The following is a 25,211-nucleotide window of genomic DNA, read 5'->3' as shown; positions in this document are numbered from 1 at the left end:
CTAGCGTTGATAGCTGACATTGCAACGCTAGCTCTGCTGCTGCTCGATTGTCTAGCGGTGCTAGGATCGGATCATGTCGGTACAGGAACGCAAGGAGCGCGAGCGGGCAAACCGCGAGCGCCTCATCTTGGCGACGGCGCGCGAACTCGCCGAGCAGCAGGGCTGGGACGCGGTCACCACCCGCCAGCTCGCCGAGCGCATCGAATACAGCCAGCCCGTCCTCTACAGCCACTTCCGTGGCAAACGCGAGATCATCGGCGCCGTCGCGCTCGAAGGCGCCGCCGAGATGGCTGCGGCGGTGCGGGCCGCGGCCTCCGCCGCGGCCGGCCCGCGCGCCCGGGTCACCGCCCTCGCCCGCGCCTACCTCGACTTCGCCGCGCGCAACCCGGCGGTCTACGACGCCATGTTCCAGCTCGACGGCGGCCTGGCGTTCGCGAAGGAGGACACCCCGGAGCCTCTCAAGGACGGCTTCGCCGCCCTGCTGGAGAGCCTCGCGGAGGTCGCCGGCGACGGCGTCCACCCGGGGCTGTTCACCGAGGTGTTCTGGGCGGCCCTGCACGGGCTGGCAACCCTGACCCGGGCCGGGCGGCTGCCACCGGAGGACACCGAGCGCAGGACGGAGCTGCTGGTGGACCGGCTCGCCATCCTCTGACGCACCGTCCCGGCGGGCACACCGCCGGAGTCGGCGGGGAGCGGGCGTGCCGTCGGCCGTTCCGGTGCGTCCACCGCATGCGGGTCGTGTTTAGCCGCGGCGGCCAGGGGCATCGCGGCGGGACGACTGACGGGGGGCCTTGTGATGAACAGAGTTGTCGAGCAGCCCGCGCCACCGTTTCGCGGGCAGTCCCAGTCGAGGCCGGGGCTGGACGCGAGGATGGAGCCTCGCCCGCGAAACCAGGCGACCGCGCTGCGCGGGTCCGGGAAGCTGACCGACTGCGCGGCGCTGATCACCGGTGGGGACAGCGGTATCGGGGCTGCGGTCGCGGTGCTGTTCGCCCGGGAGGGGTCGGACGTCGCCGTGGTCTGCCTGCCCAGCGAGCAGGAGGACGCCGACCACGTCCGGGAGCTGGTGGAGAAAGAGGGACAGCGCTGCCTGGTGCTGACCGGCGACGTGAAGGACTCCTCGTTCTGCGACGCGGCCGTGGAGCGTACCGTCGCGGAGCTTGGCCGGCTGGACATCCTGGTCAACAACGCCGCCATCCTGTTCCAGTATTCGTCGCTGGCGGACGTCTCCGACGAGGCGCTCGACGAGCTCTTCCACACCAACGTGTCGGGCTACTTCTACATGGCCCGTGCGGCACTACGGCACCTGCCGGCGGGCGGCTGCATCGTCAACTGCGGTTCGGTCGCGGGGTTCGAGGGCAACCCGTCGCTCATCGGGTACGCCGAAACCAACGGCGCGATTCACACGTTCACCAAGTCACTGGCGACGGAGTTGATCGAGCGGGGCATCCGGGTGAACTGCGTGGCGCCCGGACCGGTCTGGACGCCGTTGAACGCGTCGAGCCGTACCCCGGAGCAGATGGCCGGCTACGGCGACCTGACCGACGGCGTACCGCTGCGCCGGCCCGCGCAGCCGGAGGAGATCGCACCCGCCTTCCTCTTCTTCGCCAGCAACGCGGACAGCAGCTACGTCACCGGTGAGACGCTCGCCCTGTTTGGTGGCCGGGTCCTCGCCCGGTAGAGGTCGGAGGAGAGCCCGTGCTTGACCCGAACCCTCCGATGCGGCCCATACACCGACCCGACGGCTACCTCCGGCTGGAGGACCTGGGCGTGATCGGCGACGGCGCCACCGTGGCGCTCGTCGGCCTCGACGGCTCGATCCCGTGGCTGTGCCTGCCCCAGTTCGACGCCGACCCGGTGCTCGGCGGCCTGCTCGACAACCAGCGCGGCGGGCACTTCACGGTCGCCGCCCAGGACCTGCGCGAGGCGCGGCAGCGCTACGTACCGGACACCGCCGTGCTGGTCACCGAGCTGCGCACCGCCACCGGCCTGCTTGAGATCACCGACGCGATCGTGGTGCGTCCCGGCGCCGACCTCACCGACGACGCACCGGCGGGCCGCGCGGAGCTGGTCCGCTCGGCGCGTGTCCGCAACGGCACCATCCGGCTCGACATCGACCTGCGGCCCCGTGACGGCGGCCAGACCCGCGCCGCGCTCGACGGCCTGGAGATCCGCCCCTCGCGCCGGCCCGACCTGCGGCTGCACCTGCGCGCCAACCGTCCCCTGACCGGCCTGCCGGCCACCTTCGACCTGGACGAAGGCGAGCACCTGGACCTGGTGCTCTCCTGGGGCCGGGTGCACCGCCACCACCGCTTCGACGCCGAGGACATGCTGGCGACGACCGCGGACGCGTGGCGGCGCTGGATGGCCAACTTCACCTACAGCGGCCCGCAGGAGCCCCTGGTCCGGCGCTCGGCGATCACCCTCAAGCTCTGCGACGACTGGGTCAACGGCGCCATGGTCGCGGCACCCACCTCCTCACTGCCCGCGCCGATTGGCGGCGTCCGTAACTGGGACTACCGATACGCATGGGTACGCGACGCCGCGTTCACCGTGTTCGCCATGCGCCGCATCGGGTTCGGCAACGAGGCGGACGCGTTTCTGGGGTGGGTGCTCGACGCGTTCGAGCAGAGCCGGCAACCACGAATCATGTACACCCTCGACGGTGGCCCGGTGCCGGACGAGGTCGCGGATCCCGGGCTGGAGGGCTACCGCGGCTCCGCCCCGGTCCACTGGGGCAACGGCGCGGCCGACCAGCGCCAGCACGACGTCTACGGCGAGGTGCTCGACTGCGCCGATCAATGGGTACGCGCCGGCGGGGAGCTGCAACCGGCGCTGTGGGCGCAGCTGCGCGGTCTCGCCGAATCCGCCGAGTCGGCCTGGCGGGAGCCAGACCAAGGGCTCTGGGAGATCCGGAACAACGGCCGCGCGTTCACCTACTCGGCCGCGATGTGCCAGGTGGCGCTGGATCGGGCGGCGGCCCTCGGCGAGCAGCTCGGCCTGCCCGGCCCGACGGAGCGCTGGCGCGCGGCGGCCGCCGAGCTGACCCGAAGCATCCTCCACCGGTCCTGGGACGAGAAGGCACAGACGCTCAGCGCGCACCTCGACGGCGGCGGTGTGCTCGACGCCAGCCTGCTGGCCCTCCCCCTGCGTCAGGTGGTGCCCGCCACCCACCCACGGATGATCGCCACCACCACCGCGATCGCCCAACGGCTCTCCGCGGGTGACGGCCTGCTCTACCGCTACCTGCACGAGGAGGCGCCGGACGGGATCGAAGGCGACGAGGGCGCTTTCGTGCTGTGCAGCTTCTGGCTGGTCGAAAACCTCATCCAGCAAGGCCAGCTCGAACAGGCGAACGACCTGTACGCGTCCCTGTGCGCCCGGACGAGCCTGCTCGGCCTGCTGTCCGAGCAGATCGACCCGGCCACGGGCGCCTTCATGGGCAACTTCCCGCAGGCGTTCAGCCACATCGGGATCATCGCCAGCGGAGTGAGCCTGGCCCGCGCCACCGCCTGATCCACGGCCCGGCGCCCGACCGGGAACGCCGGTCAGTGGTGGTGGCCCTGCCGGCCGAGGGTCTCCACGGGCGTGGCGCCGGGGCGGGTCCACTGCGGTACGGGGCGGCTGGTCGGGCCCCAGGTGTGCTTTCCGTCCGCGTCCGAGCGCCAGGTCCAGCACGCGTGCCGCCCCTCGGGCCAGCCCTCGGGGTTCTCCTCCCACGCCTCGCCGCGGCCGTAGGGCGTCATGTCGAGCAGCCCCAAGGCGGCGTTGACCCGCTCGTTGCCGCGACCGGTCGTGGAGTAGGTGAGGAACGTGCGGTCGCCGTCGCGCAGGAAGCAGGTGAGGAAACCCATGTCGCCGCCGGCCGGCCCGTCCACGCCGCGCACCGAGTACCAGGGCTCGGTGTAGCCCATGAACTCGACGAAGGCGGCCACCTCGTCCCACGGGCCGGTGGTAAGGATGGCGAACGAGACGCCGCGGGCGTTGAGGTAGAAGGCGTCCCGCAGGTGCCAGGCCGTGGTGGTGCAGCCCTCGCACTGCCCCTGGTGCGGCGCGCCGTCGTACCACATGTGCTTGTAGACGACGAGCTCGTCGCGGCCCTGGAACAGGTCCAGGAACGGGACCGGGCCGTCGGGTCCGACGACCTCGACCGTACCGTCGAACTCCACCATCGGCAGCCGGCGGCGAGCCGCGGCGATGGCGTCCCCCTCGCGGGTGTGTGCCTTTTCGCGGACCAGAAGCTCGTCGCGGGCGGCCTGCCAGGTGGCCAGGTCGACGACGGGCGGGCGGCCGGGCAGCGCGCCGGTCGGTTCGTGCGGCGTGGTGGCCATGGTGTCCTCCGTTGTGTCTCGTACCGGGTCAGTGTCGTGCGGCGTTTCAGGGGCTCACCAGAACAGACGGCTGACCCGGCCGAAACTCATCGCGGCTAACCGCAGGTGTTCCGCTGGGGTACGCCGGCGAAGCGGTCCTGGGTCCACGCGGTCAGATCGGCGATGTACGGCGAGTCGTCGGCCACCAGCGAGAGGTGGTCCCGGCCGGCGTAGGTCTGGTAGCGCAGCGGCTGGCCGGTGGCGCAGCGGTGCGCGACGTAACCGTCCTGCATGGACGGGAGCACGAGCGGATCGGCGGTGCCCTGGGCGATGTACAGCGGTGCGGCGACCGGCCCGCTCGGCACGTTTTCGGCGAGGCGGGCGGCGAGCGGGCCGGAGGTCGGGGTCCGGGAGAAGAGGGAGCCGTGCGCCGCCATCGCGGTGAGCCCGGACACCACTGTGGACCTGGCCGGTACGCAGCGGCGTGACATCGCCCGGTAGACGGTGCGCAGGCGCGGGTCGACGTACTCGTCGACGCGGACGTCCGGGTACGTCTCGGCGTAGGCGCGCAGCACGAAGGTACCCAGCACCTGGCCGAGCGGCGTCTTGAGCGTGGAGTCGACGAGCGCGGGCAGGTCGCTGGCGGGCGCGGCCGCGGCGATGCCCACAATGGACACCTCGGGGGCGTAGGCGGGCGCGAGGATCCCGGTCCAGATCGCCGCCTGCCCGCCCTGCGAGTGTCCCCACACGACGGTCTGGGCGGCGAGGCTCACCCCGTCGAGCTGGCGGGCCGCGCGCACCGCGTCGAGCGACGAGCGCCCCTCGTCCACGCCGATCAGGTAGCTCTGCCGTCCCCGTACGCCGGCGCCGGGGTAGTCCGGGCCGACGACGACCCGGCCCCGGGCGATCTCCTGCCGCATCGCCGCGACCGGTCCGATCAGCGGCTGCGGCTCGGGCAGCAGCGTCGGCGCGCAGGCCACGTCCGCGCCCTCGGTGCCGTGGGTCCAGAGGACGACCTGCCGGGGCACCGCGCTCGGCTGGTCCGGGGCCATCACGAAGCCCGAGGCAAACCGCGGCTCACCGCGTACGCCGGTGGTGGTGTAGAGGATCAGCCAGCCGCGGGTGCCGTCGAGCATGCCGTGCGTGTACGGCTGGCTGCGGATCAGCCGGCCGGGCTCCGCGGGCACCTCGCGCGGCGCGGAGTAGAAGGCGGTCGGGTGGCCCGGCGCGCGGTGCAGGTACATGCTCGCCGCGAGCAGCGCGAGGGCGAGCGCGAGCAGCAGGCCCCGGCCGGCCAGGTCGAGTACCCGCAGGAGGGGTTTCCCGCTCGCGCGGGGGCGCCGCCCGTCCCGCAGCGCGTGCGCGATCACGCTGGCGCCGAAGACGATCATGCGGACGCCGAAGCCGATCCCGATGACGAGGATCGTCACGTCCGGCCAGATCAGGGCCAGCGCTCCGAAGATCACCAGGGCCGCCCCGGAGAGCAGCGCGGCCACCCGCCCGGCCCGACCGCTCGCGGCACCCCAGAGCGCGGACCGGCGCGGGGCGGCGGCGGCCAGGTCGAGCACGCCGTTGACCAGGAAGCTCACCCCGACCACGACGGCGAGCGCGGAGACCGAGATCGCCGGCCAGGCCACCACCAGCACCGCGGCGGCCAGCAGCAGGCCACCGACCACGAGCCCGCGTACGTCGCGGTCGGCTCCGACCAGCCGCCGGACGCCATCCACCGCGAGGCCGACCGCGATCAGCACGATCAGCAGCGTCAACGAGTCGAACGGCCGCAGCAGCAGCGCGAACCCGAGCGCGAGCGACAGCACGCCCAGCGCCGCCCGCCACGCCCAGCCCAGAACAGCGAGGTCCATGCCGGGCATGCTGGCATCCATCGCACACAGTAACCGCGCAAACACGCCGGGCTGACTCGCCCGTGAAGCGTTACACACGGACGAGCCAGCCCCAGCGACCGCTCAGGCGGCGATCGACGGGAGGATGCGTTCGAGGGCGGTCCAGACGCGGGTGGAGTTGTGCGAGGAGAAGGCCGCGCCGCCGTAGTACGTGCGGTTGCGGCCCTGCAGGGCGTTGAGCTTGCGGTAGAAGCCGCGGGCGATCGCCTCCGGCGAGACGTGGATCTCGAACGGGGTGTGGCTGGCGAAGACCTCGAGCTCCTCGAACTTCACCGGGTAGGTGCCGGCCTTCGCGATCCGTTCGATGTCGGCCCGGATGTTGCGGCGGACCTGGTCGGTGGAGAGCGGCGCCGGGCTGCCGTACTTCACGTTGTACAGGCCCGGGATGCCGGTCGGGCTGACCTGGTAGAGCCCGGGCAGCGGCGGCAGGTTGTAGGGCGTGTCGGCGGCCACGTTCTCCAGGCTGACGCCCTCCGGCACGCCGGAGAGCCGTACGACGCCGGTGTAGTAGGCGCCGCTGACGTACTGGCTGAACAGCGAGCGTTCGACCGCGTCGAGGTCGAAGCCGGCGAAGCCGCGCAGCAGCGGCGGGATGGTCACGACGAGCTTTCCGGCGCGGATCAGGCGCGGTCCGTCCGGAGTGGCGACCAGCACCCGCACCTCGCCGGGCGTCCGGTCGACGCGGAGCACCTGCGCCTCCAGCAGCACGTCGTCGCCGAGGTGGGCGGTGGCCCGCTCGTACAGCAGGCTGTTGTCGTGCGCGGCGGTGGTGATGAACGAGTTGGACAGGATGTTGCGCACGACGCCCACGCCGAAGTTGTTGATCACGTACAGCGCGGGCAGGGCGAGGAGGTCACCGAGGCCCTGGCCGTAGTTGAAGATGAGCGGCACGACCGAGCCGAGGTGGTACTTGTCGACGAAGTCGGCGAAGGGTGCGACCAGGTCCTGTGGCACCGGGTCGGGCAGGTCGTACCCGGTGTCGATCGGCCCGTACTGGCTGATCAGCTCGAAATAGGTCGGCAGCGCGGCCGGCTGCGGTGGCGTGTAGTCGACCGGCCGCCCGGTGCGGTAGTCGATGTATCGGTTGACCGTGCCGAAGCCGCCGACCGGGACGAGGTCGACGCCGAAGCGGCCGAAGTGGGCGCGCACCAGCGGGTCGTCCTCGAAGACGATGACCCCGATGTCGACGGTGCCGCCGGTGACCGGGTCGTGGTAGGTCTCGGTGTGGCCGCCGAGCCGGTCCTTCGCCTCCACCAGCACCACACTCTTGCCGAAGTCTCCGAGGCGGGTGGCCGCGTACGTGCCGGCCGAGCCACCCCCGATCACGCACACATCCCGGTGGATCACGTGCGATTCAGCGAAGGCGGCGGCGGTCCCGCGGGCCGTGGCCTGGGCGGCGGACGGGCTCAGCGAGGCGGCGACAGACCCTGCCGCCGTCGCGCCCATGAGGCCGAGCATCCGCTTCCGGGTGAGTCCCAAAGCGATCTCCTTCTCCATACGGACGTGAGACGGCCTCACTGTATGGGAATTCCTCGATCATGAGGGTCCGGGCCCTTCCGGCTCGGCTGATCCTTCGTTAGGCTGTGGATCAAGCCGGGCATGTTCGCGCTAACACATAGCGCGGGAGAGGCGTGTCATGGTTTCGATCGACCGACGTGGACTCTTCAGGGCAGCCGGCGCGGTGGGTGTCGGCGCCGTCATCGGGCCGGCCCTGTCCGGCTCCTCCTACGCCGCCACGGAGCGGGCACTGAGCCAGGCGGACTTCTTGGACCAAAACCCGAGCTGGCGGGTCAAGCCGTTCGCGCTCGACCAGGTGACGCTCCAGGACGGCACCGTCTTCGCGCAAAAGCGCGACCGGGTGCTCACCTTCGCTGCCGCATACCCGGCCGACCGCGTGCTGCACAACTTCCGGGTGACCGCGGGCCTGCCGACGCCGGCCGGGTCCTCGCCACCCGGCGGCTGGGACGACGCGACCGGCAACCTCCGCGGCCACTACAGCGGCCACCTCATCACCCTCTTCGCCCAGGCGTACGCGTCGACGCGGCAGGCGGTCTTCCGGGACAAGGTCGACTACATCGTCACCGAGCTCGGAAAGTGCCAGGACGCGCTGGCGGCGAGCGGGCTCTACAGCCATCCGGGCTTCCTCGCCGCATACCCGGAGACGCAGTTCGTGCGGCTGGAGTCGTTCGCCACGTACCCGACGATCTGGGCGCCCTACTACACGTGCCACAAGATCATGCGTGGCCTGCTCGACGCGTACCTGCTGGTCGGCAACGATCAGGCGCTCGACATCGTGACCAAGATGGGCGACTGGGTGCACAGCCGCCTCTCCGTGCTGCCGCGCGAGACCCTCAACCGGATGTGGGCGATCTACATCGCCGGCGAGTACGGCGCGATGAACGAGGTCATGGCCGACCTGCACGCCATCACCGGCGACGAGCGCTACCTGGTCGCCGCCAAGTGCTTCGACAACCGGCAGTCGCTCTTCGGCGCGACCGTCGAGGACCGCGACGTGCTCACCCGGCTGCACGCCAACACCCACGTGCCGCAGTTCCTGGGCTACCTGCGGGTCTTCGACCAGTCCGAGGAGGCGGAGTACTACACGGCGGCGGAGAACTTCTGGCACATGGTGGTGCCGCACCGCATGTACGCGCACGGCGGCACCAGCGGCACCTGGCCGGCCACCCCGGACCTCGCCGCCAACACCAACGCCGAGCTCTTCCAGCCGCGTGGCAACATCGCCAACTCCATCGCCGGCAACGGCGCCGAGACGTGCACGACGTACAACCTGCTCAAGGTCGCGCGCAACCTCTTCTTCCACGACCCGGATCCGACCTATATGGACTACTACGAGCGGGGGCTGCTCAACCACATCCTCGGCTCGCGGCGCGACACGGAGAGCACCACCAGCCCCAACGTCACGTACTTCCTGCCGCTCACTCCGGGCAGCGTGCGCGGCTTTGGCAACACCGGCACCTGCTGCGGCGGCACCGGGCTGGAAAACCACACCAAGTACCAGGAGTCAATCTACTTCCGGTCGGCGGAAAACGACGCGCTCTACGTCAACCTGTACGTCGGGTCCACATTGAACTGGGCGGCGCGCGGCTTCACGATCACCCAGGTGACGGACTTCCCGCGGCAGGAGGAGAGCACGCTCACCGTCACCGGCGAGGGGTGGCTCGACATCCACCTCCGCATCCCCTCGTGGGCCACCGGCTTCCGGGTCAGCGTCAACGGCAGCGAGCGGGGCGGGCCGATGACGCCGGGGACGTACCTGCGGCTGCGGCGGCGGTGGCACACCGGCGACACGATCCACGTGTCGCTGCCGTTCCGGCTACGGGTGGAAAAGGCGCTCGACCGCCCGGACACCCAGACCATCTTCAACGGGCCGATCGTGCTGCCCGCGCTGAGCACCGACCCGGCGTACCGGGAGTTCTCGCTCTACAAGGACGTCAAGCTCGACGGCGGGCTCGGTCACGCGATCACGCCCGGGGGAGACGGGACATTCACCACGAACGGGCACACGCTCCGCCCGCTCTACGTCGGCGACACCCAGGCACAGCACATCTACTTCCGGCGCCACGAGCCGACCGTGGTCTTCGGCACGCACGACTCCGGCGTACCCAACCGCGCCGCCGCTGACGGCACCACACTGCTCGACGCGGTCTGGGCGGCGGCGCCGTTCCCCGACCACGACCGGTTCGTCGGCGAGGTGCGGCGGGTCTCGATCCGGTGGGCGGACGAAGGGCGGCTCAGCAGGGCCGAGCGCGAGGCGGTGATGTCGGCCGCCCTCGCCGCCCGGGACGACCTACGAATCGACTAATTGACGACTTCCTATATTGATGGCACCGGCCTATGCTTCGGGAATCTGCCGACAGGCAGCGCCGAAGCTACGGCCGGGGGGACGCGATGCCACGGCGATCTCGAGCGACACGCTGGTCGATAGGCATCGTGGCGGTGGCCCTCGCGGTCCCGGCGCAGCCGGCATCCGCCGCCGGGGCCACCGCCAGCCCGGACGACTTCGTCGTGTACGGGTTCAGCCAGTCCGACGTGCACGAGGAAGACCCGCAGGTCTACGAGCTCGACCCGGACACCACGATCCGCGCGATCGGAAAGTGGTCGACGGCCGGCGACGAGGCCGCCGACTACAACTTCGCGCAGATCGGGCGCTACCACGCCAAGGGCATCACGTTCATGGGGAGCGGCACGGCCAGCGTCATCTTCCCCAAAGACTTCGCCACGGCCGAGGTCTTCGACGACATGTCGACGCGGGACGCGGACGGCAATCCCGTGCCCCATGACGAGTTCGGCTTTCCGGAGCCGGCGCGGCGGGGCAACATCTTCAATCCCAGCTACCGCGAGTACCTGCTGTCCTGGGCCCGGATCCAGGTCGACGGCGGCGTCGACGGGGTCAACTTCGACGAGGTCAACGCGGGCTTCAGCGGCGGCTCGAAGTACGGCTTCAACGGCAACGAGGGGTTCGACGACTACGCGATCGCCGACTTCAACCGGTACCTGCTGGCGAAGTATCCGGCCTTCACCGCCGCTGACTGGAAGTCGCGGTTCGGGATGACCGACGACAACCTCCCGCGCCGCGACGTCCCGGCCGGCGACCTTGAAGCCAACTTCAACTACCGCGAGTACCTGCGGGCCGGCGGCTGGAACCTCGACCCGCTGAACGCGGCCAACCCGCTGGCTCCCGAGTGGGGACGGGTGGTCGCCAACCGGATGTACGCGGAGGACACGTCGTTCACCGCGACGTACCTCCGGCGGTACTGGAAGCAGATCGTGGACGAGACGCGGGCGTACGCGTGGCGGACCAAGCACCGGCGCATCCTCGTCTCCTCGAACGGGCTGTGGCCCTATGTCGACTTCAACAGCGTCGGCATGTATCCGTGGAACCCGGACGAGCAGACGCCCGACTTCCGCGGCGCCGACTACGTGCCGGTGGTCGACGGCCACCTCAACGGTGCCAAGTCGCTCCAGTCGCAGTACCGCTACCTGAAGGACCAGAGCGCCCGGATCGCCGGCGACGTACCGGTGGTGGTCTTCATCGACTGGCCCAACGACATGATGACCAACTACCTCAACCTGCCGCTGGAAGAGAAGAAGGACTACTGGCAGATCTTCGGCGCGGAGGCGTACGCGAACGGCATCTTCCCGGCCTTCCACCTCAAGGACACGGTCGGCAGCCCCACCGCGACCGACCTGGGGATGATGGACTTCTTCAAGACCTACACCCGCTTCTACAAGGAGCACCGCGCGCTCTTCACGGACAACGCGATCGCCCCCGAGCCCGTACGCGTCGGGGCGGCCGGTGTCTCGGCGAGCCTGCTCGTACGGCGGGACACCGGCAGGCGCACGATCCACCTCGTCAACCACAACTACGACGGCGGCATCGTGCCGCAGGCCGGCTTCACCGTCGAAGCCGACCTGCCCTCCTGCCCGCGCGCGCTGACGCTGGTCTCGCCGGACCGCGGCCGCCCGGCGTCGCCGCGGTACACCTGCCGCGGCGGCAAGCTAAAGCTGACCGTCGACCGCCTCGACCACTACGACGTGATCGCCCTGTCGTAGCCGTCAGAACAGAAACCAGACCAGCGGGCCGGTGAGCACGGCGAGGTCGCGGGTGATGACCAAGGCCAACGAGCCGAGCGCCACCGCTGTACCGCCGCCGATGGCGAGCGCCTTCGGAGTCGACATGGGATTCCGCCTTTCGAGGGGTACCAGAAACCTGGACCGGCGGACCGTATCGCTATGAGTCCACATGCGACTGTCAGTTCATGGACGCTGCGGCGCACTGCGAGCTGTACGGGCAGCGGGACAACCGCGACGGCGTACCCGGAGAGCGTGCGGCCGACCCCGAACGAGTGAAAGTGCCGGGCCCGCGGTCGCGGGCCCGGCGGTGGCTCAGCGGGGAATGTAGCTGGGGTCAGGGGTCAGGACGACCGTCGTGCCTGGGGTCGCGGCCGCCTGGATGGTGCGGAGCTGGAGCAGGGCCGGGTGGTCCTGCAGCAGGCGCGCGGCGTTGGCGAGCGTGCGGAGCGCGGCCGCTTCGGCGCGGGCGTGCTCGAGCTCGGCCTTGCCGCGCTCGCGGGCCAGCAGCGTCTCGGTCGCGGCGCGGCGGAGCTCGCCGGGGAGCATCAGATCCTTGACCGTGGCCGAGACCAGCTCGACGCCGAGGCCGTCCAGGTGCGCGGCGGTCGCCTCCGTCAGTCCGGCGGAGAGCCGGCCGCGGTCGGCCAGGACGTCGTCGAAGGCCGTGGTGGCGACCGCGTCGCGGATGGCGAGCTGGGCCGCGGTGTAGAGGTCGTACTCCACATTGGTGGACGCCGTGAGGAACGCCCGCGGGTCGGTGACCCGCCAGACCACCAGGACGGAGACCTTGACGGTGACGCCGTCGGCGGTCAGCAGCTCCTGGCCCTGGACGAGCGTGCTGCGCTGTCGCATGTCGACGGTGAGCAGGTGGGAACGGCGGCTGTTGTAGCGGTGCCGCCCGGGCGCGAGCACCTCGTCGAAGCGCCCGTCGGTGAACCGCACCCGACGCTCCCAGTCCATGACGGTGACCTTTGCCATCTCTCACCTCCGTACGAGCCTATGCCCACAGTGGACGGAGCGGACCCCGCGCCACCCCACGATGGCGCGGCGGGGGCGTCCGCGACCGTGGTCGCGGGCCCGCAGGGCCGCACCACCGCCGCCCTCACGGGCAGGGTCGCGCGGGGCCGCTCCTGGAAAGAGGATTCGAACCTCGGCCTGTCGGCTTTACCGTTGGCTGAAGACCCCAATGCGCGGAACGCGGTCGGCGATGCCGGCGCGCCGCTGGACTGTCTCCAACGAGAACGGTACGGATCTCCACCGCGCCGCGCATCTGGTTAACGGTCAGCGGGACCCTGGAGCAGACCCGGTAAAGCCGCGCAGCCGCAGGCTGTTGCTGACCACGAAGACCGACGACAGCGCCATCGCACCCCCGGCGATCATCGGGTTGAGCAGGCCGGCGGCGGCAAGGGGAAGGGCGGCGACGTTGTAGGCGAAGGCCCAGAAGAGGTTCCCCTTGATGGTGCGGAGCGTGCGCCGGGAGAGGCGGATGGCGTCGACGGCGGCGGTGAGGTCACCCCGCACCAGCGTGAGGTCGGCGGCCTCGATCGCCACGTCGGTGCCGGTGCCCATCGCCAGCCCGAGGTCGGCCTGGGCGAGCGCGGCGGCGTCGTTGACGCCGTCGCCGACCATCGCCACGACCTTGCCCTCGTCCTGCAGGCGCTTGACCACGTCGACCTTGCCGGCCGGCAGCACCCCGGCGACCGCCTCGTCGATGCCCACCTCGGCCGCGACGGCCTTCGCGACCGTCGCGTTGTCACCGGTGAGCAGCACCGGCGTGAGGCCGAGCCGGCGCAGGGCGGCCACCGCCGCCCGGCTGGTGGGCTTGACCGCGTCAGCGACGGCCAGGATCCCGCGGGCACGGCCGTCCCACGACACCACCACGGCCGTCCGCCCGACGGCCTCCGCCGTCCGCATCACCGCCGCGAGATCATCTGGTACGCGAGTCCCGCTGGCAGGGCGACCGACAGTAACGCCGAGCCCCTCGACGGAGCCCTCCACGCCGACGCCCTGCGTGCTCCGGAAGCCCTCGACCGGAGGCAGCGCGCCGCGTTCGGCGGCGGCCCTGGCGATCGCGCGTGCCACCGGGTGCTCGGAGCCGGCCTCGACCGCGCCGGCCAGCCGCAGCACCTCGTCGCGGTCTTCGCCGGCGCCGGCCGTCACGTCGACGAGCGCCATCTGGCCGGTGGTCACCGTGCCGGTCTTGTCGAGCACGACCGTGTCGACGGTGCGGGTCGACTCCAGCACCTCGGGTCCCTTGATCAGGATGCCGAGCTGGGCGCCGCGCCCGGTGCCGACCAGCAGCGCCGTGGGCGTGGCCAGGCCGAGCGCGCACGGGCAGGCGATGATCAGCACGGCCACCGCGGCGGTGAACGCGGCCGTCGCGCCGTTGCCGGTGCCCAGCCAGTAGCCGAGCGTGCCGACCGCGATCGCGATCACGATGGGTACGAAGACTCCGGAGATCCGGTCGGCCAGCCGCTGCACCTGCGCCTTGCCGGTCTGCGCCCGCTCGACGAGCGTGGCCATCTGGGCCAGCTGGGTGTCGGCGCCGACCCGGGTGGCCCGTACGACCAGGCGGCCGCCCGCGTTGACCGTCGCGCCCACCACCGCGTCGCCGGCGCCCACCTCGACCGGCACCGACTCACCGGTCAGCATGCTGGCGTCGACGGCCGAGGAGCCCTCCTCCACGACCCCGTCGGTGGCGACCTTCTCGCCGGGGCGGACCACGAACCGGTCGCCGACCGCGAGCTGGGCCACCGGGATCCGCACCTCGGCGCCGCCGCGCAGCACCCCGACGTCCTTGGCGCCCAGCTCCAGCAGCGCGCGCAGTGCGGCGCCGGCGCGGCGCTTGGCCCGGGTCTCGAAGTAGCGCCCGGCCAGGATGAACACCGTCACGCCGGCGGCGGCCTCCAGGTAGATGCTGCCCGAGCCGTCACCCCGCTCGATCGCGAAGCGGAACGGGTGGGTCATGCCCGGCTCGCCGGCCGTGCCGAAGAACAGCGCCCACACCGACCAGCCGAACGCGGCCAGCGTGCCCATCGACACCAGCGTGTCCATCGTCGCGGCGCCGTGCCGGAGGTTGACCCAGGCGGCCCGGTGGAACGGCAGCCCGCCCCACGCGACGACCGGCGCGGCGAGCGTGAGCGAGAGCCACTGCCAGTACTCGAACTGCCAGGCCGGCACCATCGCCAGCACCACCACCGGGACGGTGAGCGCGATCGAGACGAGCAGGCGGGTGCGGAGCGGGTCCGCCTCCCGGGGCGTCTCGGCTTCCGGCTCAGGCGTGGGGACGGCGGCGGTGTACCCCGTGTTTTCCACCGTGGCGATCAGGTCGGCCACGCTCACCGCCGGGTCGGTGACCGTCACGGCCGCCTTCTCCGTCGCGTAGTTGACCGTGGCGCTGACCCCGTCCATCCGGTTGAGCTTCTTTTCGATCCGGGAGGCGCAGGACGCGCAGGTCATGCCGCCGATCTCCAGCTCCACGAGGTTCGTCACGCGTCCTCCTCCCTCAGCCATGGGTGTGCCCGTCGTCGTCGTGGCCCGGCGCCGCGGGGAGCTCGGCGCCGCCCGCCGTCGCGGTGAAGGCCGCCGTACGTACCTTCCCAGCGTGCTGGAAGTCCAGGAAGAGCCGGTAGGCCCCGGCGGACGGGACCTCCGCGTAGAACGTGATCTCTGGTCCCGGGGCGGTCCTGCCGTCGCCGGGCTCGCCGTCCGGGTGTACGTGCAGGTAGGCCAGGTCGCCGTCGCGCAGGGCCACCAGGTGCCCGTACGCCGCCAGGTAGGGCTGGAGGTCGGTGACCGGCCGGCCGCCCCGGCTGACGGTGAGTGTGAGCTTCGACGCGGTACCGGGCACGAGGTCGCCGGCGAGCGTCACCGTGTAGCCGTCGACGGTCGCCGAGCGCTCCGGGGCCGGCAGGGGAGCGGGCCGGTAGTCGCCCCGGGCCGGTACGTCCACGCCGAGCGTGAGCGCCTGCGCGCGGGCGGCCGGCTGGAAGTCCGCGAAGATCCGGTACTGCCCCGGCGCGTCCGCGGCGAGCGGGACCGACCACGTGCCGTCCGCCGCCATCGTGGGGTGGACGTGCTGGAAGCCGGTCAGGTCGCGGCGCACCGCGATCAGGTGCAGCTGCTTTTCGTGGGTCGGCGTGTAGCCGGTGACCGGCGTGCCGTCCGGCCCGAGGATCCGAAACTGGAACGGCGCCGGGTCACCCACCGGGAGTCCACCGCTGACCGGGCTGAGGCGGTATCCATCCTGGGCGACCTGCAGGCCACCGGGCATCTCGGCCGCGGCGCTGTCGTGACCGCCGTCGCCGCCGTCCCCGTGTCCACCGCCGTCGTGGGCGGCCACCGGCGGCGCCGGCTCCGGGCCACCCACCACCTTGCCGGCGCCCAGGGCCGCGGCGAAGACCGCCGCCAGCCCGAGGGCGTAGCCGGCCATCCTGGTTGGCGTGTTCATGCGGCCAGCGTACCCATACCCCCCTAGGGTATCAAGTCGCTGGCGGTCGATGAGGCGCCGGCCACTCCCGCCGCTCAGCTGCCCCGTACGCCGAGGACGCCGGCTCGCGGCACGGCGGCCGGAACGTCTGGCCCCAGGCTGGCCCGGGCCCAGTCGACCTGATCCGGCCAGCGGGGGCGCATGAGGTGGTTGAGCCGGGCGCCGTCCGGGTGCCGGCGGACGAGGCGGGTGAGGTACGCCGCGCACCGCCGCCGCACGTACGCCTCGATCATCGACGCGCGCCGGCGGGTCACCCGCAGGCCGATCTTGATCTGCTCCTCCAGGTGGGCGATCTCGGCGTGGGCGGCCGCCAGCCGGGCGGCCCCGCCGGGCTCCAGCGCGAGCGCGTCCCGCCGGGCGATGGCATCGCGCAGCTTCGCTTCGAGGCCGGCCACCTCGATCTGGAAGGTGATCCATTCCTTTTCGATCCGGCCGACGCCGAGCTGGCCGAGGAACATCATCCGGGGCGTGCTCAGCTCGGCCTGCGGCGTGCCCGGCCGGGCTTCCTCGGGCACCGAGGGGATGCCCTTCCGGCCGTCGCGCCCCCCGCACCACCAGTCGGAGATCCGCGCGAACGGCCCGTACCGGATCGAGGGTGTGGCGGGGTTGGTCCAGGTCGTTGATCGTTTGTCGCTCATGCCGACCCTTCGTCTCGAGGGGAGGGGATCGAGTGTGCGGAGGCGGCGCGCTCTTGCCATGACGTGAACGCGTAGTTCTTACCTCAGGTGGCGCGTCGGATTATGGCGCTCAGCTCGTTCGTCGCGCGGAAGGCGGCCACCTGCCGGCCCTTGATGATCATGAGATCCTCCACCGCGCAGGCCGGCGGAGCGTGGTCCAGGGCGGCCGCCAGCCCCGGGTTGCGCCCGGCCCAGATGGTCAGCGCCTCCGAGAGTGCGGCCTCCATCGCCTCGGCCGGCACCGGCTCGGCGGCGAACGCGGCCAGCAGGCGTTCCCGGTACGGCCAGAAGGACCAGACCTTCGTCTCGTCGACGAGCTGGGTGACCGCGTCGGGGCGGCGGTAGCAGAGCGCGAGCTGGATCGAGTCGAGCCGGCCGTCCTGGATGAAGGCGTCGATGAGTGGATGTCGCGCGTGGGCCCCGGCGACCTCGTAGAAGGTGCTCCGGCTCCCGTCCGGCCCGGCCATCTCGACGATCCGCCGCCAGGTGAGCCGTACCCCCGGGTGGGTCGCGAGGAGCCGGGCGACGGACCGGAAGTAGATGACCTTGGTGCGCCAGTGGCTGCGCTTCGTGGATCCGGTGGTGGAGAGGCGCCGGTGCCACTCACCGACAACGGTGTGGTAGAGGTCGGGGTTGGAGATCGCCAGGGTCATCGGACCTGCTCTCTGTCGCTGCTCCAGGGGTTGGAGTGAGCCTGTCCGGACAGTCCGGTCTCACACATGACGTATTCACGTGGTCTTACGCCCCGTAACCAGATCGAGCACGGTGTCCCAGTCGTCCGGCGCGGCTCCCGAACGCCACGCGACGTGCTGATCTGGCCGTACGAGCACCAACGGGTGATCCCACCGGGCACGGACGGCCGGATCCGTGGTGACAAGGTGTGCCATCGGGATCCCGCGCTCGCGGGCGGCGTCGACGAGCGGCCGGCCGGCGTCGTCGTCGGTCAGGTCGACCAGCGTCAGCTCCAGCCCCAGCCGGTCGAAGAGCTGCGAGCCGTCGGCCAGCCGTACCGCCGGTGGCCGCCCGCCCGGCGCGATCGTGGGCGGCGCCTCGTCCGGCCCCGGCCACTGTGGACGGTCGTCGGCCCAGATGACCGAGGAGGCGAGCCGGTCGCCGACCTGGACACCCGCGGTGCCGAGCAGGTGCGGCTCCTGCTGCAACACCTCGGCGAGCAACTCGCGGGTCGCGCCGGCCTTGGCCAGCCGGCTGAACCTGCGCCGGGTCTCCAGCGACCGGGCCAGCATCTCCCGGTCGATCAACGCGCGTGGGCGCCGCTCCAGCTCGTAGCTGGCGAGCAGGCCCGGACCGCCCCAGCCGTTGATCACCGCGGCGAGCTTCCAACCGAGGTCGATCGCGTCGCCGATGCTGATGTCGGCGCTGTCGGTCACCGGGTGGAACCGGTGGGCGGCCTCCCCGACCAGGTAGGCCGGACCGCGCTGGTAGGTGGTCGCCACCGCCAGCGAGTCGTCCCACTGGGTCACGCCGAGCACCTCGGTCGCGTCCAGCCGTACGCCGAGCATCGCGCGGAGCATGGCGACCGGGTCCGTGGTGATCGGCTCGTCGGGCGCGAGGCCGAGGTGCCCGACCCAGGTGTCGTGGTCGCCCCGCGCCACGAGCGCCACGCCGCCGACGATGACCGTGGAGAGGCCGCGCCGGGCGAAGCGGCGGGTGAGGTCCTCGTTCCGGAAGTACACCGAGCAGTGCCGCGCCGGGGCGGCCAGCTGCTCCATCGGCACCTCCAGGCAGCGCCGCACCGTGCTGTGCGCACCGTCGCAGCCGGCCACGTGGCGCGCCTCGACGAAGTGGCGGTCGCCGCTGCCCACCTCGACCAGCTCGGCCACCGCGCCGTCCGGCTCGACCCGCATGCCGGTGAACGTCCAGCCCTCACGGAGGTCGACCAGGGGATGCCGGCGCACGGCGTCGCGCAGCTGCTTGGCGAGCTGGGCGCCGGACACCAGCTGGTGGCTCTCGGCCGGGCCGCCGCCGTCGTCGGACTCCACGCCGGCCGGGCCGCCGGGCGAGACGAGGATCGGCGGGTCGTCGAGCCCCTGGCTCCACTCCAGGCCGGTCGGGTGGTCGGGGCTGACGCCGTGCTCGCGGATCAGCTCCGTCAGCCCGAGCCGGCGCAGCAGCTCCATGCTGCGCCCGGCCAGGAAGTCCAGGCCCGGATGGCGTGGCCCGGTCACCGCCCGTTCGACCACAATGCATGCGACATTGTGATGTGCCAATTCCAAAGCGAGAATTGCACCAACCGCCCCGGCTCCCACCACGAGTACCTCGGTACGTAGTGCTGGCGTAGCCAAGAGGTCCACCCCCTGTCGCAGACACAGTGACGTCGGCGTCACATGGCAATGCTTGGGGATGGCGGCCGATTACGCATCACGTGCTTGCGCTATTGCTGCCTTCGTCTCCGACCAGCCGGGCCAGTACGGAACGGTTGTTGATGCCGAGTTTCACGAATATCTTCCGCAAGTGGCTGTCGACGGTATGCCGGGAGAGGAAGAGCTCTTCGGCGATTTCGCGGTTACTTCGTCCCCTTGCGACCAGGATTGCGACGGGTCGTTCCGCTGGCGAGAGCCGCTCGAGCACGGACGGCGGCGCGGACTGCCGGACGCGTTCACGGCCGAGGCGCTGCTCCAGCCGGCGCCGGGCCCGTTCGGCGCCGCAGTCGGTCGCGATCGCCAGCGCCTCCTCGGCGAGCTTGCGGGCGCGGACCGGGTCGGGGGTGGCGTCGGCGGCGTCTTCGAGGGCGGCGGCCAGGGCGAGGGGGCGGCGGATGCCCCGGTACCCGTCGATCGCCTCTCGGAGCAGGCCCAGGTCGCGGCGGAGCAGGCCCTCGGCGTGCGCGGCGGCCGCGGTGAGGGCCTGCACGGTCGGGTTGCGGTCGGCGAGATCGCTGGCGGTGGTGGCGACCACCTCGGCCCGTTCGGGCGAGTGGGCCAGGAGCGCTACGCGCACCAGTGTGGCGGCGGCGCCGGGGTCCTGGACGAGCAGCAGCGACCGGCGGGGCATCGCGTCGTAGATGACGGTGAGGGTCTGCAGCGCGGCGTCCGGGCCGGCGGTCGCCTCCAGCAGCATCCCCTCGGCCCAGGTCGCGTCCTCGGGCGCGGTGGTGATGCCCTCGGCCAGCCAGTGGCGCATCCGGCCGATGTACTCCCGGGCCTGTGCCGTGTCGTCGCGCAGGACGGACAGCCGGGCCTGCCCGGCCAGCAGCGGTACGGCCAGCGCGTACGCGGCGTGGGTTTCGGCGATCTTGACGCCGGCGTCGGTCTCCGCGACCGCTTCGTCGAGCCGTCCGGAGGCGGCCAGCAGGGCGGCGTGGTAGTAGTGCCACAGCGGCGTGGACCAGGCGGTGCCGAGCCGCTCGGACTCCTCCCGCCCGCGGCGGAACGTGGCCGAGGCCTCCTCGAACCGGTCGAGCGCGGCCTGGGCGTCACCGAGCCAGATCCGGGGGTGCCAGTGCGCCGCCTCGCCCCGTATCCCGTCGGCGATCTCGGTGGCCTCGGTGGCGTGCGCGAGCGCGTCGTCCAGGCGCCCCTCGGCCTGCGCGGCCAGGGTGCGGGCGGTGAGCCCGAAGACCGCCGCCCCGTACTCCTCGGCCGCCATCCCGGACCGGTACGCGCTGGTGCCGGAGCGGTCGGTGCCGGTCAGGTCGCCGGTGTAGAAGAGGGCGTGCGCGCGGACCGCCCAGAGCCTGGCCCGCACCGCCTCCGGCACGTCCGGGTAGCTCAGCCCCCGCGAGGCGTACTCCACGGCGGAGCGGTTGCGGCCCGCGTGCTTGAACGCCTCGGCCAGCCCGAGCAGCAGCGCCGCTTCGGTGGGCGGCTCCAGCCCGGTGTACAGCGCCGCCTCGCCGAGCCGCTGCGCCCGCTCCAGCCGGCCCGCGCGGGCGAGCAGGCCCACGGTGTCGGCGGCCAGCTCGGGCCGGTCCGGGTCGTCGGCGCCGAGCACGTCGAGGGCGTGGACCATCAGGTCGGCGGCGGTGCTCGGCGCCGCCGGCGCGACCTCCAGCGCGGCCTCGCGCAGCATCGTCGCCGCCTCCCGGGTGGATCGGCCGCTGCGCAGCAGGTGCTCGGCCACCTCGACCGGCGAGCGGTCCTCCTCCCGGCCGACGACCGCCGCCTCCCGGTGGTAGAGCGCCTTGGCGGCACCGCCGACCGTGCCGTAGATCGCCTTGCGGACCAGATCGTGCCCGAACGCGAGGCCGTCTCCCTCGTCGACGAGCACCTTGGCGGAGGTGGCCTCGTAGAGCGAGGGCAGCAGTGCCGCCGGCCGGGTGCCGAGCAGCCGCGCGAGCGTGTCGGCGCTGAACCGGCCGTGCAGCACGCTGCCGGCCTCGAGCATCCGCCGCGTCTGCTCCGACAGGCTGCTCAGCGTCTGCTCCACGATCGTGATGAAGCTCGACGGCAGCTGGTCACCGACCACCGTCGCGACGCCGTCCCGGATCAGCAGCTGCCGCGTGTTCAGCAGCGCCCGCATCAGCTGCTCCAGCTGCAACGGGCTGCCGTCACAGCCGGCCGCCAACGCCAGCACGGTGTTGTCGACCCGGGCGCCGACGGCCTGGGAGCAGAGCCCGGCCACCGCCCCCTCGTCCAGCCGGCCCAGCACGATCTCCGGCGTACCCTCCCGGATCAGCCGATCGACCAGCTGCTGCCCGGGTGTGGCCTCCTGCCGCGGCCGGCGGGCGAACAGCCACCGCACCGGCGAGGAGGCCAGCGCGGTCACCAGCTCCCGCATCGCCAGCGCGGAGAACTCGTCCGTCCACTGTGCATCGTCGATCGCGATGACCAGCGGCCGCTCCGCCACGAAGTCTTCCAGCGCCCCGGCGAGCCGGTCGAGCGTCTGGAACTGGCTTTCACCCGTATCGGCGATCCAGTCGAACGCGGACGTCGCCGGCTCGATCTGCTGCAAGGCCGACGCGAGCGTGATGAACGGCGCCGCCCGATCGAGCTCGAACGCCGCCCGGGTAGCCACCGCCAGCCCGTCGGCCCGGGCCTCTTCGACCGCCGCACGCAGCAGGTGTGACTTGCCGATGCCGGCCGCACCGGTCAGCACCACACACCCGCCAACCCCCCGTGCCGTGTCAGCGAACGCCTTTCGCAAGATCGCTTGTTCTTCATCGCGACCGAAAGTCGTCAGCGGATCCACCCCCCGGGGATCTTGTTACGGCAACCCAGCGCAGATTGTGATAGATGGAAGTGATCCAGTTAAGCAACCTTTCGGCCGACCTCGCCAGCGCCGTCCGTAGATCGCTCACTTGCTTAACGGCAACGGGGGCGCCACCGGATGAAGACGCGCTACGCGCGGACTCCGGCGGCCGTGGTGACTCTGCCGGACTCTGTCACGAGTTCGATCATCATTCGGCGGAGGATCGCTGGTCCGTTTTCTGTCAGCACCGACTCCATGTGGAACTGGGTCGAGCGCATCCGCGGCTTGGCCAAGGCGTGCACGACGCCGGTGGCCGGATCGCGCCGGACGTCCACCGGGTCGCCGGTGAACGGGCAGTACACGCGGTCCGCCCCGCTCGCCGCCGCGAACGTGTTGTAGAAGCCCACCCGCTCCGGCCGGCCGTACAGGGAAATCGTTTGCTGCAAGCCTTGCCGGGGCGTCTTCAGGCGGCGTACGGCTAGCCCGAGCTCGTCCGCGAGCACCTGGTGGCCGAGGCACACCGCCAGGAACGGCGTACCGGCGGCGAGGAGGCTCCGGGTCACCTCGTGCAGCCGTGCGATCCGGGGATCCGTGCGGTCGAGGGGATCGCCGGGCCCCGGGCCGACGAGCACGAGGTCCGCTTCGCTGGGCAGGTCCCGGTCAAATCGCTGTACCTCCACGGACAGGCCGGTCGACGCGGCGACGGTGGCGAGCATCGCGGTGAAGTCGTCCTCGGCGTCGATCAGCAGCAGCCGCCGGCCGGCCAGTGACGGTGCCGGGCGGGGTCGCTCCCGCCCGCGCCAGAAACCCGACAGTCCCCGGTTGCGGGTGGCCAAAGCGCGGCGGAGCCGGTAGCCGACGGGGATTTCGCGCCCGGGTTCGCCCGCCGGCGCGACCGGCTGGCCGCCGAGCGCGCGCAGCAGTGCCTCCGCCTTTGCCCGGGTCTCGGCCGCTTCCGCCGTCGGGTCGGAATGGCGCACCAGCGTTGCGCCCACAGGGATGCGTACGTTGCCCTCCACGCCGATGTCGGCGGTCCGGATGAGCAGCGCCGCGTCCATGCCGCGCCGGTCGATCAGGGCCAGCGCGCCGCCGTAGTACCCGCGACCGGACCGCTCGTGTGCGGCCACCACGCGGCAGGCGCTGGCGAGCGGACTGCCGGTCACCGTCGGGGCCGGCATGGTGAGCCGGAGCACCTCACGAGCGTCCAGGTTGGACGGTCCAGAGATGGTGTACTCGGTGTGGGCCAGGCGGGACATCGGCCGCAGGAACGGCCCGTGCAGCCGCCCGCCGCCGGCGCAGACCCGGGCCATCATCTTGAGTTCCTCGTCGACCACCATCAGGAGCTCCTCGGTCTCCTTGCGGTCGGCCAGGAAGCGGCGCAGCCCGCCGCGCGTGGGGCCGGACTCGGGGTAGCGGTAGGTGCCGCTGATCGGGTTCATCGTGGCGACGCCACCGTCGAGGCGGGCGTGGCATTCGGGCGTCGCGCCGACGAGCGTGCGCCCGTTCCAATGCACGAGAAACGTCCAGTAGGCACCGGTCTCCGCGGCGAGGAGGCGGCGGAAGATGGCCAGCCGGGTGCGCGGCGACGGGTCCCGCAGGGCGGTGTGGAAGGTGCGGCGGACCACGAAGTTGGAGCCCGCGCCCCGGCCGATGTCCTCGGCGACGACCCGCCGGATCACCGCCTCGTACGCGGCGTCGTCCACGTCGAAGGCGCCACCGTCGAGGCGCGCGCCGTCCACCGGGAGCAGCCGCAGCGCCTCTTCGACGGGGAGTTCGCCGTGCGCGCGGACCTCGATGGCCACCAGCGGCTCGCCATCGTCCACACAGGCCAGACCCCGCTCCCGGATCTGCCGGTACGGCACGAGGGCGAGCAGGCGCTCCGTCGCCGCCGGTAGGCCGGCCAGCGTCGCGACCTCGACCGGGTCGCCCACGAACACCTCGAGCCGGTCGCCACCGCCGGAGCGGGGGCGGGACAGCAGCGCGAACGCCGGCGCGCCGTTCACCAGTACGGACCTGAAGTCGCTCACGGCCGTCCTCGCTTCGCTGCGGGCGGCCGCGAGACTCCAAGCGCCCTGTGCCCAATGATTCCCTCGCTACGCTCGGTCATGGCCCTCACGGTGGCATTTCCCGCGCCACGCCGGCCACTACTCGAACACGCGGTACCTACCCGCCTACTCATTCGCGTTATGGGCGGGGGCCGGCCGAGCACTTAACGTTTTTCGCATGTCGCTAATTGCGCTCGCCGAGGAGCGGAAATGACACTAAACAATACGGTCGGGAGTCGCATCCGGCTACAGCATCTGTACCGGCACGATTCTTCAAGCCTTTTCGTCGTACCGCTCGACCATTCCGTGACCGACGGTCCGATCACCCGGAGCGGCCAGCTCAACCGGCTGGTCGGGCAACTTGCCGGGAACGGCGTGGACGCGATCGTGCTGCACAAGGGCGCGCTCCGGCACCTCGACCCCCGCTGGTTCCGGTCGCTGTCGCTGATCGTCCACCTGAGCGCGAGCACCCGCCGGGCCCCCGATCCCGACGCCAAGTACCTCGTGTCCTCTGTGGAGGAAGCGCTGCGGCTCGGCGCGCACGCGGTGAGCGTGCACGTCAATGTCGGATCGGAGACTGAAGGGCGGCAGATCGCCGACCTGGCCGCCGTCGCCGAGGCGAGTGACCGCTGGGGCGTACCCCTGCTTGCGATGCTGTATCCGCGCGGACCGCAGGTCGCCGACGGACGCGCGCCGGAGCTCGTGGCCCACGCGGCCGTCATCGCGGCCGACCTCGGCGCGGACCTGGTCAAATCGTCCCTGCCCGCCTCGGCGGCCGGGATCGCCGCGGTCACCGCGAGCTGCCCGGTGCCGGTCCTCGCGGCCGGCGGCGCCCCCTCGCCCGGCCCGGACGACGCGCTGCGCCACCTCGCCGACGCGATGCGGTCCGGCGCGGGCGGCATCGCCGCCGGGCGCCTCGTCTTCACCGCCGCGGATCCAGCGGCGGCGGCCCGCCGGATCGCCGCGCTCGTCCACGACCGGACGGCTTCCACGGTCTTGGGAGGGGCCCGATGAAAAGCGACCAGATGAAAGCCGAGCCGACGAAA

18 protein-coding genes are annotated in these 25,211 nt (G+C 71.9%); 6 read left to right on the top strand and 12 right to left on the bottom strand.

The window, feature by feature from the left end; translation table 11 throughout:
- Positions 1-73: 73 nt before the first annotated feature.
- From RB614_RS14310 to RB614_RS14300, 3 genes are all read left to right on the top strand, one after another.
- On the top strand, positions 74-652 hold the full coding sequence (locus RB614_RS14310) for a TetR/AcrR family transcriptional regulator (protein ID WP_308712958.1): 579 nt from the start codon (positions 74-76) through the stop codon (positions 650-652).
- Between the two features lie 144 nt (positions 653-796).
- Positions 797-1,681 carry an SDR family oxidoreductase gene (locus tag RB614_RS14305; RefSeq protein ID WP_308712957.1) on the top strand — a complete coding sequence of 295 codons (885 nt, stop codon included), beginning with the start codon at positions 797-799 and terminating at the stop codon, positions 1,679-1,681.
- A gap of 17 nt (positions 1,682-1,698) precedes the next feature.
- Complete coding sequence (locus RB614_RS14300) at positions 1,699-3,516, top strand: glycoside hydrolase family 15 protein (protein ID WP_308712956.1); 1,818 nt, start codon at positions 1,699-1,701, stop codon at positions 3,514-3,516.
- 32 nt (positions 3,517-3,548) lie between these two features.
- Here RB614_RS14300 and RB614_RS14295 read toward each other — a convergent pair whose 3' ends face one another.
- The 3 genes from RB614_RS14295 to RB614_RS14285 all read right to left on the bottom strand — a co-directional run bounded on the left by RB614_RS14295 (position 3,549) and on the right by RB614_RS14285 (position 7,690).
- On the bottom strand, positions 3,549-4,331 hold the full coding sequence (locus RB614_RS14295) for a DUF899 family protein (protein WP_308712955.1): 783 nt from the start codon (positions 4,329-4,331) through the stop codon (positions 3,549-3,551).
- Positions 4,332-4,426: 95 nt separating this feature from the next.
- Positions 4,427-6,172: a lipase family protein gene (locus tag RB614_RS14290; RefSeq protein ID WP_308712954.1), complete on the bottom strand. Its 1,746-nt coding sequence runs from the start codon at positions 6,170-6,172 to the stop codon at positions 4,427-4,429.
- Between the two features lie 102 nt (positions 6,173-6,274).
- The gene (locus tag RB614_RS14285; protein WP_308712953.1) at positions 6,275-7,690 is read right to left on the bottom strand and encodes an FAD-dependent oxidoreductase; all 1,416 of its coding nucleotides are present in this window, start codon (positions 7,688-7,690) and stop codon (positions 6,275-6,277) included.
- Positions 7,691-7,847: 157 nt separating this feature from the next.
- On the opposite strand from RB614_RS14285, the gene RB614_RS14280 reads away from it, so the two are divergent.
- Both RB614_RS14280 and RB614_RS14275 read left to right on the top strand, forming a co-directional pair.
- Complete coding sequence (locus RB614_RS14280) at positions 7,848-10,034, top strand: glycoside hydrolase family 127 protein (protein WP_308712952.1); 2,187 nt, start codon at positions 7,848-7,850, stop codon at positions 10,032-10,034.
- 134 nt (positions 10,035-10,168) lie between these two features.
- A complete protein-coding gene (locus RB614_RS14275) occupies positions 10,169-11,785 on the top strand; it encodes a hypothetical protein (RefSeq protein ID WP_308712951.1) in 1,617 nt (538 codons plus the stop codon).
- A 3-nt stretch (positions 11,786-11,788) separates the two neighbouring features.
- Here RB614_RS14275 and RB614_RS14270 read toward each other — a convergent pair whose 3' ends face one another.
- From RB614_RS14270 to RB614_RS14230, 9 genes are all read right to left on the bottom strand, one after another.
- The gene (locus RB614_RS14270; protein WP_308712950.1) at positions 11,789-11,911 is read right to left on the bottom strand and encodes a hypothetical protein; all 123 of its coding nucleotides are present in this window, start codon (positions 11,909-11,911) and stop codon (positions 11,789-11,791) included.
- Between the two features lie 207 nt (positions 11,912-12,118).
- The gene (locus tag RB614_RS14265; RefSeq protein ID WP_308712949.1) at positions 12,119-12,784 is read right to left on the bottom strand and encodes a slipin family protein; all 666 of its coding nucleotides are present in this window, start codon (positions 12,782-12,784) and stop codon (positions 12,119-12,121) included.
- Positions 12,785-13,087: 303 nt separating this feature from the next.
- Entirely contained in the window at positions 13,088-15,319 is a 2,232-nt protein-coding gene (locus RB614_RS14260; protein ID WP_428983002.1) for a heavy metal translocating P-type ATPase, read from the bottom strand.
- Complete coding sequence (locus RB614_RS14255; protein WP_308712948.1) at positions 15,312-16,256, bottom strand: hypothetical protein; 945 nt, start codon at positions 16,254-16,256, stop codon at positions 15,312-15,314. The genes RB614_RS14260 and RB614_RS14255 overlap by 8 nt, the downstream gene beginning before the upstream one ends.
- A gap of 74 nt (positions 16,257-16,330) precedes the next feature.
- Positions 16,331-16,933 carry a hypothetical protein gene (locus RB614_RS14250; RefSeq protein WP_308712947.1) on the bottom strand — a complete coding sequence of 201 codons (603 nt, stop codon included), beginning with the start codon at positions 16,931-16,933 and terminating at the stop codon, positions 16,331-16,333.
- 83 nt (positions 16,934-17,016) lie between these two features.
- A complete protein-coding gene (locus RB614_RS14245; RefSeq protein WP_308712946.1) occupies positions 17,017-17,625 on the bottom strand; it encodes a hypothetical protein in 609 nt (202 codons plus the stop codon).
- 75 nt (positions 17,626-17,700) lie between these two features.
- Entirely contained in the window at positions 17,701-19,284 is a 1,584-nt protein-coding gene (locus tag RB614_RS14240) for an FAD-dependent monooxygenase (RefSeq protein WP_428983001.1), read from the bottom strand.
- A 67-nt stretch (positions 19,285-19,351) separates the two neighbouring features.
- Positions 19,352-22,120 (bottom strand): ATP-binding protein, encoded by a 2,769-nt coding sequence (locus tag RB614_RS14235; protein WP_308712944.1) that lies wholly within the window; start codon positions 22,118-22,120, stop codon positions 19,352-19,354.
- A 149-nt stretch (positions 22,121-22,269) separates the two neighbouring features.
- Complete coding sequence (locus RB614_RS14230) at positions 22,270-24,147, bottom strand: anthranilate synthase family protein (RefSeq protein ID WP_308712943.1); 1,878 nt, start codon at positions 24,145-24,147, stop codon at positions 22,270-22,272.
- A 228-nt stretch (positions 24,148-24,375) separates the two neighbouring features.
- Here RB614_RS14230 and RB614_RS14225 point away from each other — a divergent pair, with 228 nt between their 5' ends.
- Positions 24,376-25,179 carry a 2-amino-3,7-dideoxy-D-threo-hept-6-ulosonate synthase gene (locus RB614_RS14225; RefSeq protein WP_308712942.1) on the top strand — a complete coding sequence of 268 codons (804 nt, stop codon included), beginning with the start codon at positions 24,376-24,378 and terminating at the stop codon, positions 25,177-25,179.
- The last annotated feature ends 32 nt before the right edge of the window (positions 25,180-25,211 follow it).

This window comes from Phytohabitans maris (assembly GCF_031085175.1).
Lineage (GTDB): Bacteria > Actinomycetota > Actinomycetes > Mycobacteriales > Micromonosporaceae > Phytohabitans > Phytohabitans maris.
The sequence above is the reverse complement of the archived record's forward strand: the minus strand, read 5'-3'. Positions and strand labels throughout refer to the sequence as shown.

Excerpts from the sequence above, each read along its gene's own strand:
- RB614_RS14310 (WP_308712958.1), top strand. The coding sequence starts at position 74 with ATGTCGGTACAGGAACGCAAGGAGCGCGAGCGGGCAAACCGCGAGCGC.
- RB614_RS14305 (WP_308712957.1), top strand. The coding sequence starts at position 797 with ATGAACAGAGTTGTCGAGCAGCCCGCGCCACCGTTTCGCGGGCAGTCC.
- RB614_RS14245 (WP_308712946.1), bottom strand. The coding sequence starts at position 17,625 with ATGACCCTGGCGATCTCCAACCCCGACCTCTACCACACCGTTGTCGGT.
- RB614_RS14225 (WP_308712942.1), top strand. The coding sequence starts at position 24,376 with ATGACACTAAACAATACGGTCGGGAGTCGCATCCGGCTACAGCATCTG.
- RB614_RS14260 (WP_428983002.1), bottom strand. The coding sequence starts at position 15,319 with ATGGCTGAGGGAGGAGGACGCGTGACGAACCTCGTGGAGCTGGAGATC.
- RB614_RS14295 (WP_308712955.1), bottom strand. The coding sequence starts at position 4,331 with ATGGCCACCACGCCGCACGAACCGACCGGCGCGCTGCCCGGCCGCCCG.
- RB614_RS14250 (WP_308712947.1), bottom strand. The coding sequence starts at position 16,933 with ATGAGCGACAAACGATCAACGACCTGGACCAACCCCGCCACACCCTCG.
- RB614_RS14290 (WP_308712954.1), bottom strand. The coding sequence starts at position 6,172 with ATGGACCTCGCTGTTCTGGGCTGGGCGTGGCGGGCGGCGCTGGGCGTG.
- RB614_RS14280 (WP_308712952.1), top strand. The coding sequence starts at position 7,848 with ATGGTTTCGATCGACCGACGTGGACTCTTCAGGGCAGCCGGCGCGGTG.
- RB614_RS14255 (WP_308712948.1), bottom strand. The coding sequence starts at position 16,256 with ATGAACACGCCAACCAGGATGGCCGGCTACGCCCTCGGGCTGGCGGCG.
- RB614_RS14265 (WP_308712949.1), bottom strand. The coding sequence starts at position 12,784 with ATGGCAAAGGTCACCGTCATGGACTGGGAGCGTCGGGTGCGGTTCACC.
- RB614_RS14270 (WP_308712950.1), bottom strand. The coding sequence starts at position 11,911 with ATGTCGACTCCGAAGGCGCTCGCCATCGGCGGCGGTACAGCGGTGGCG.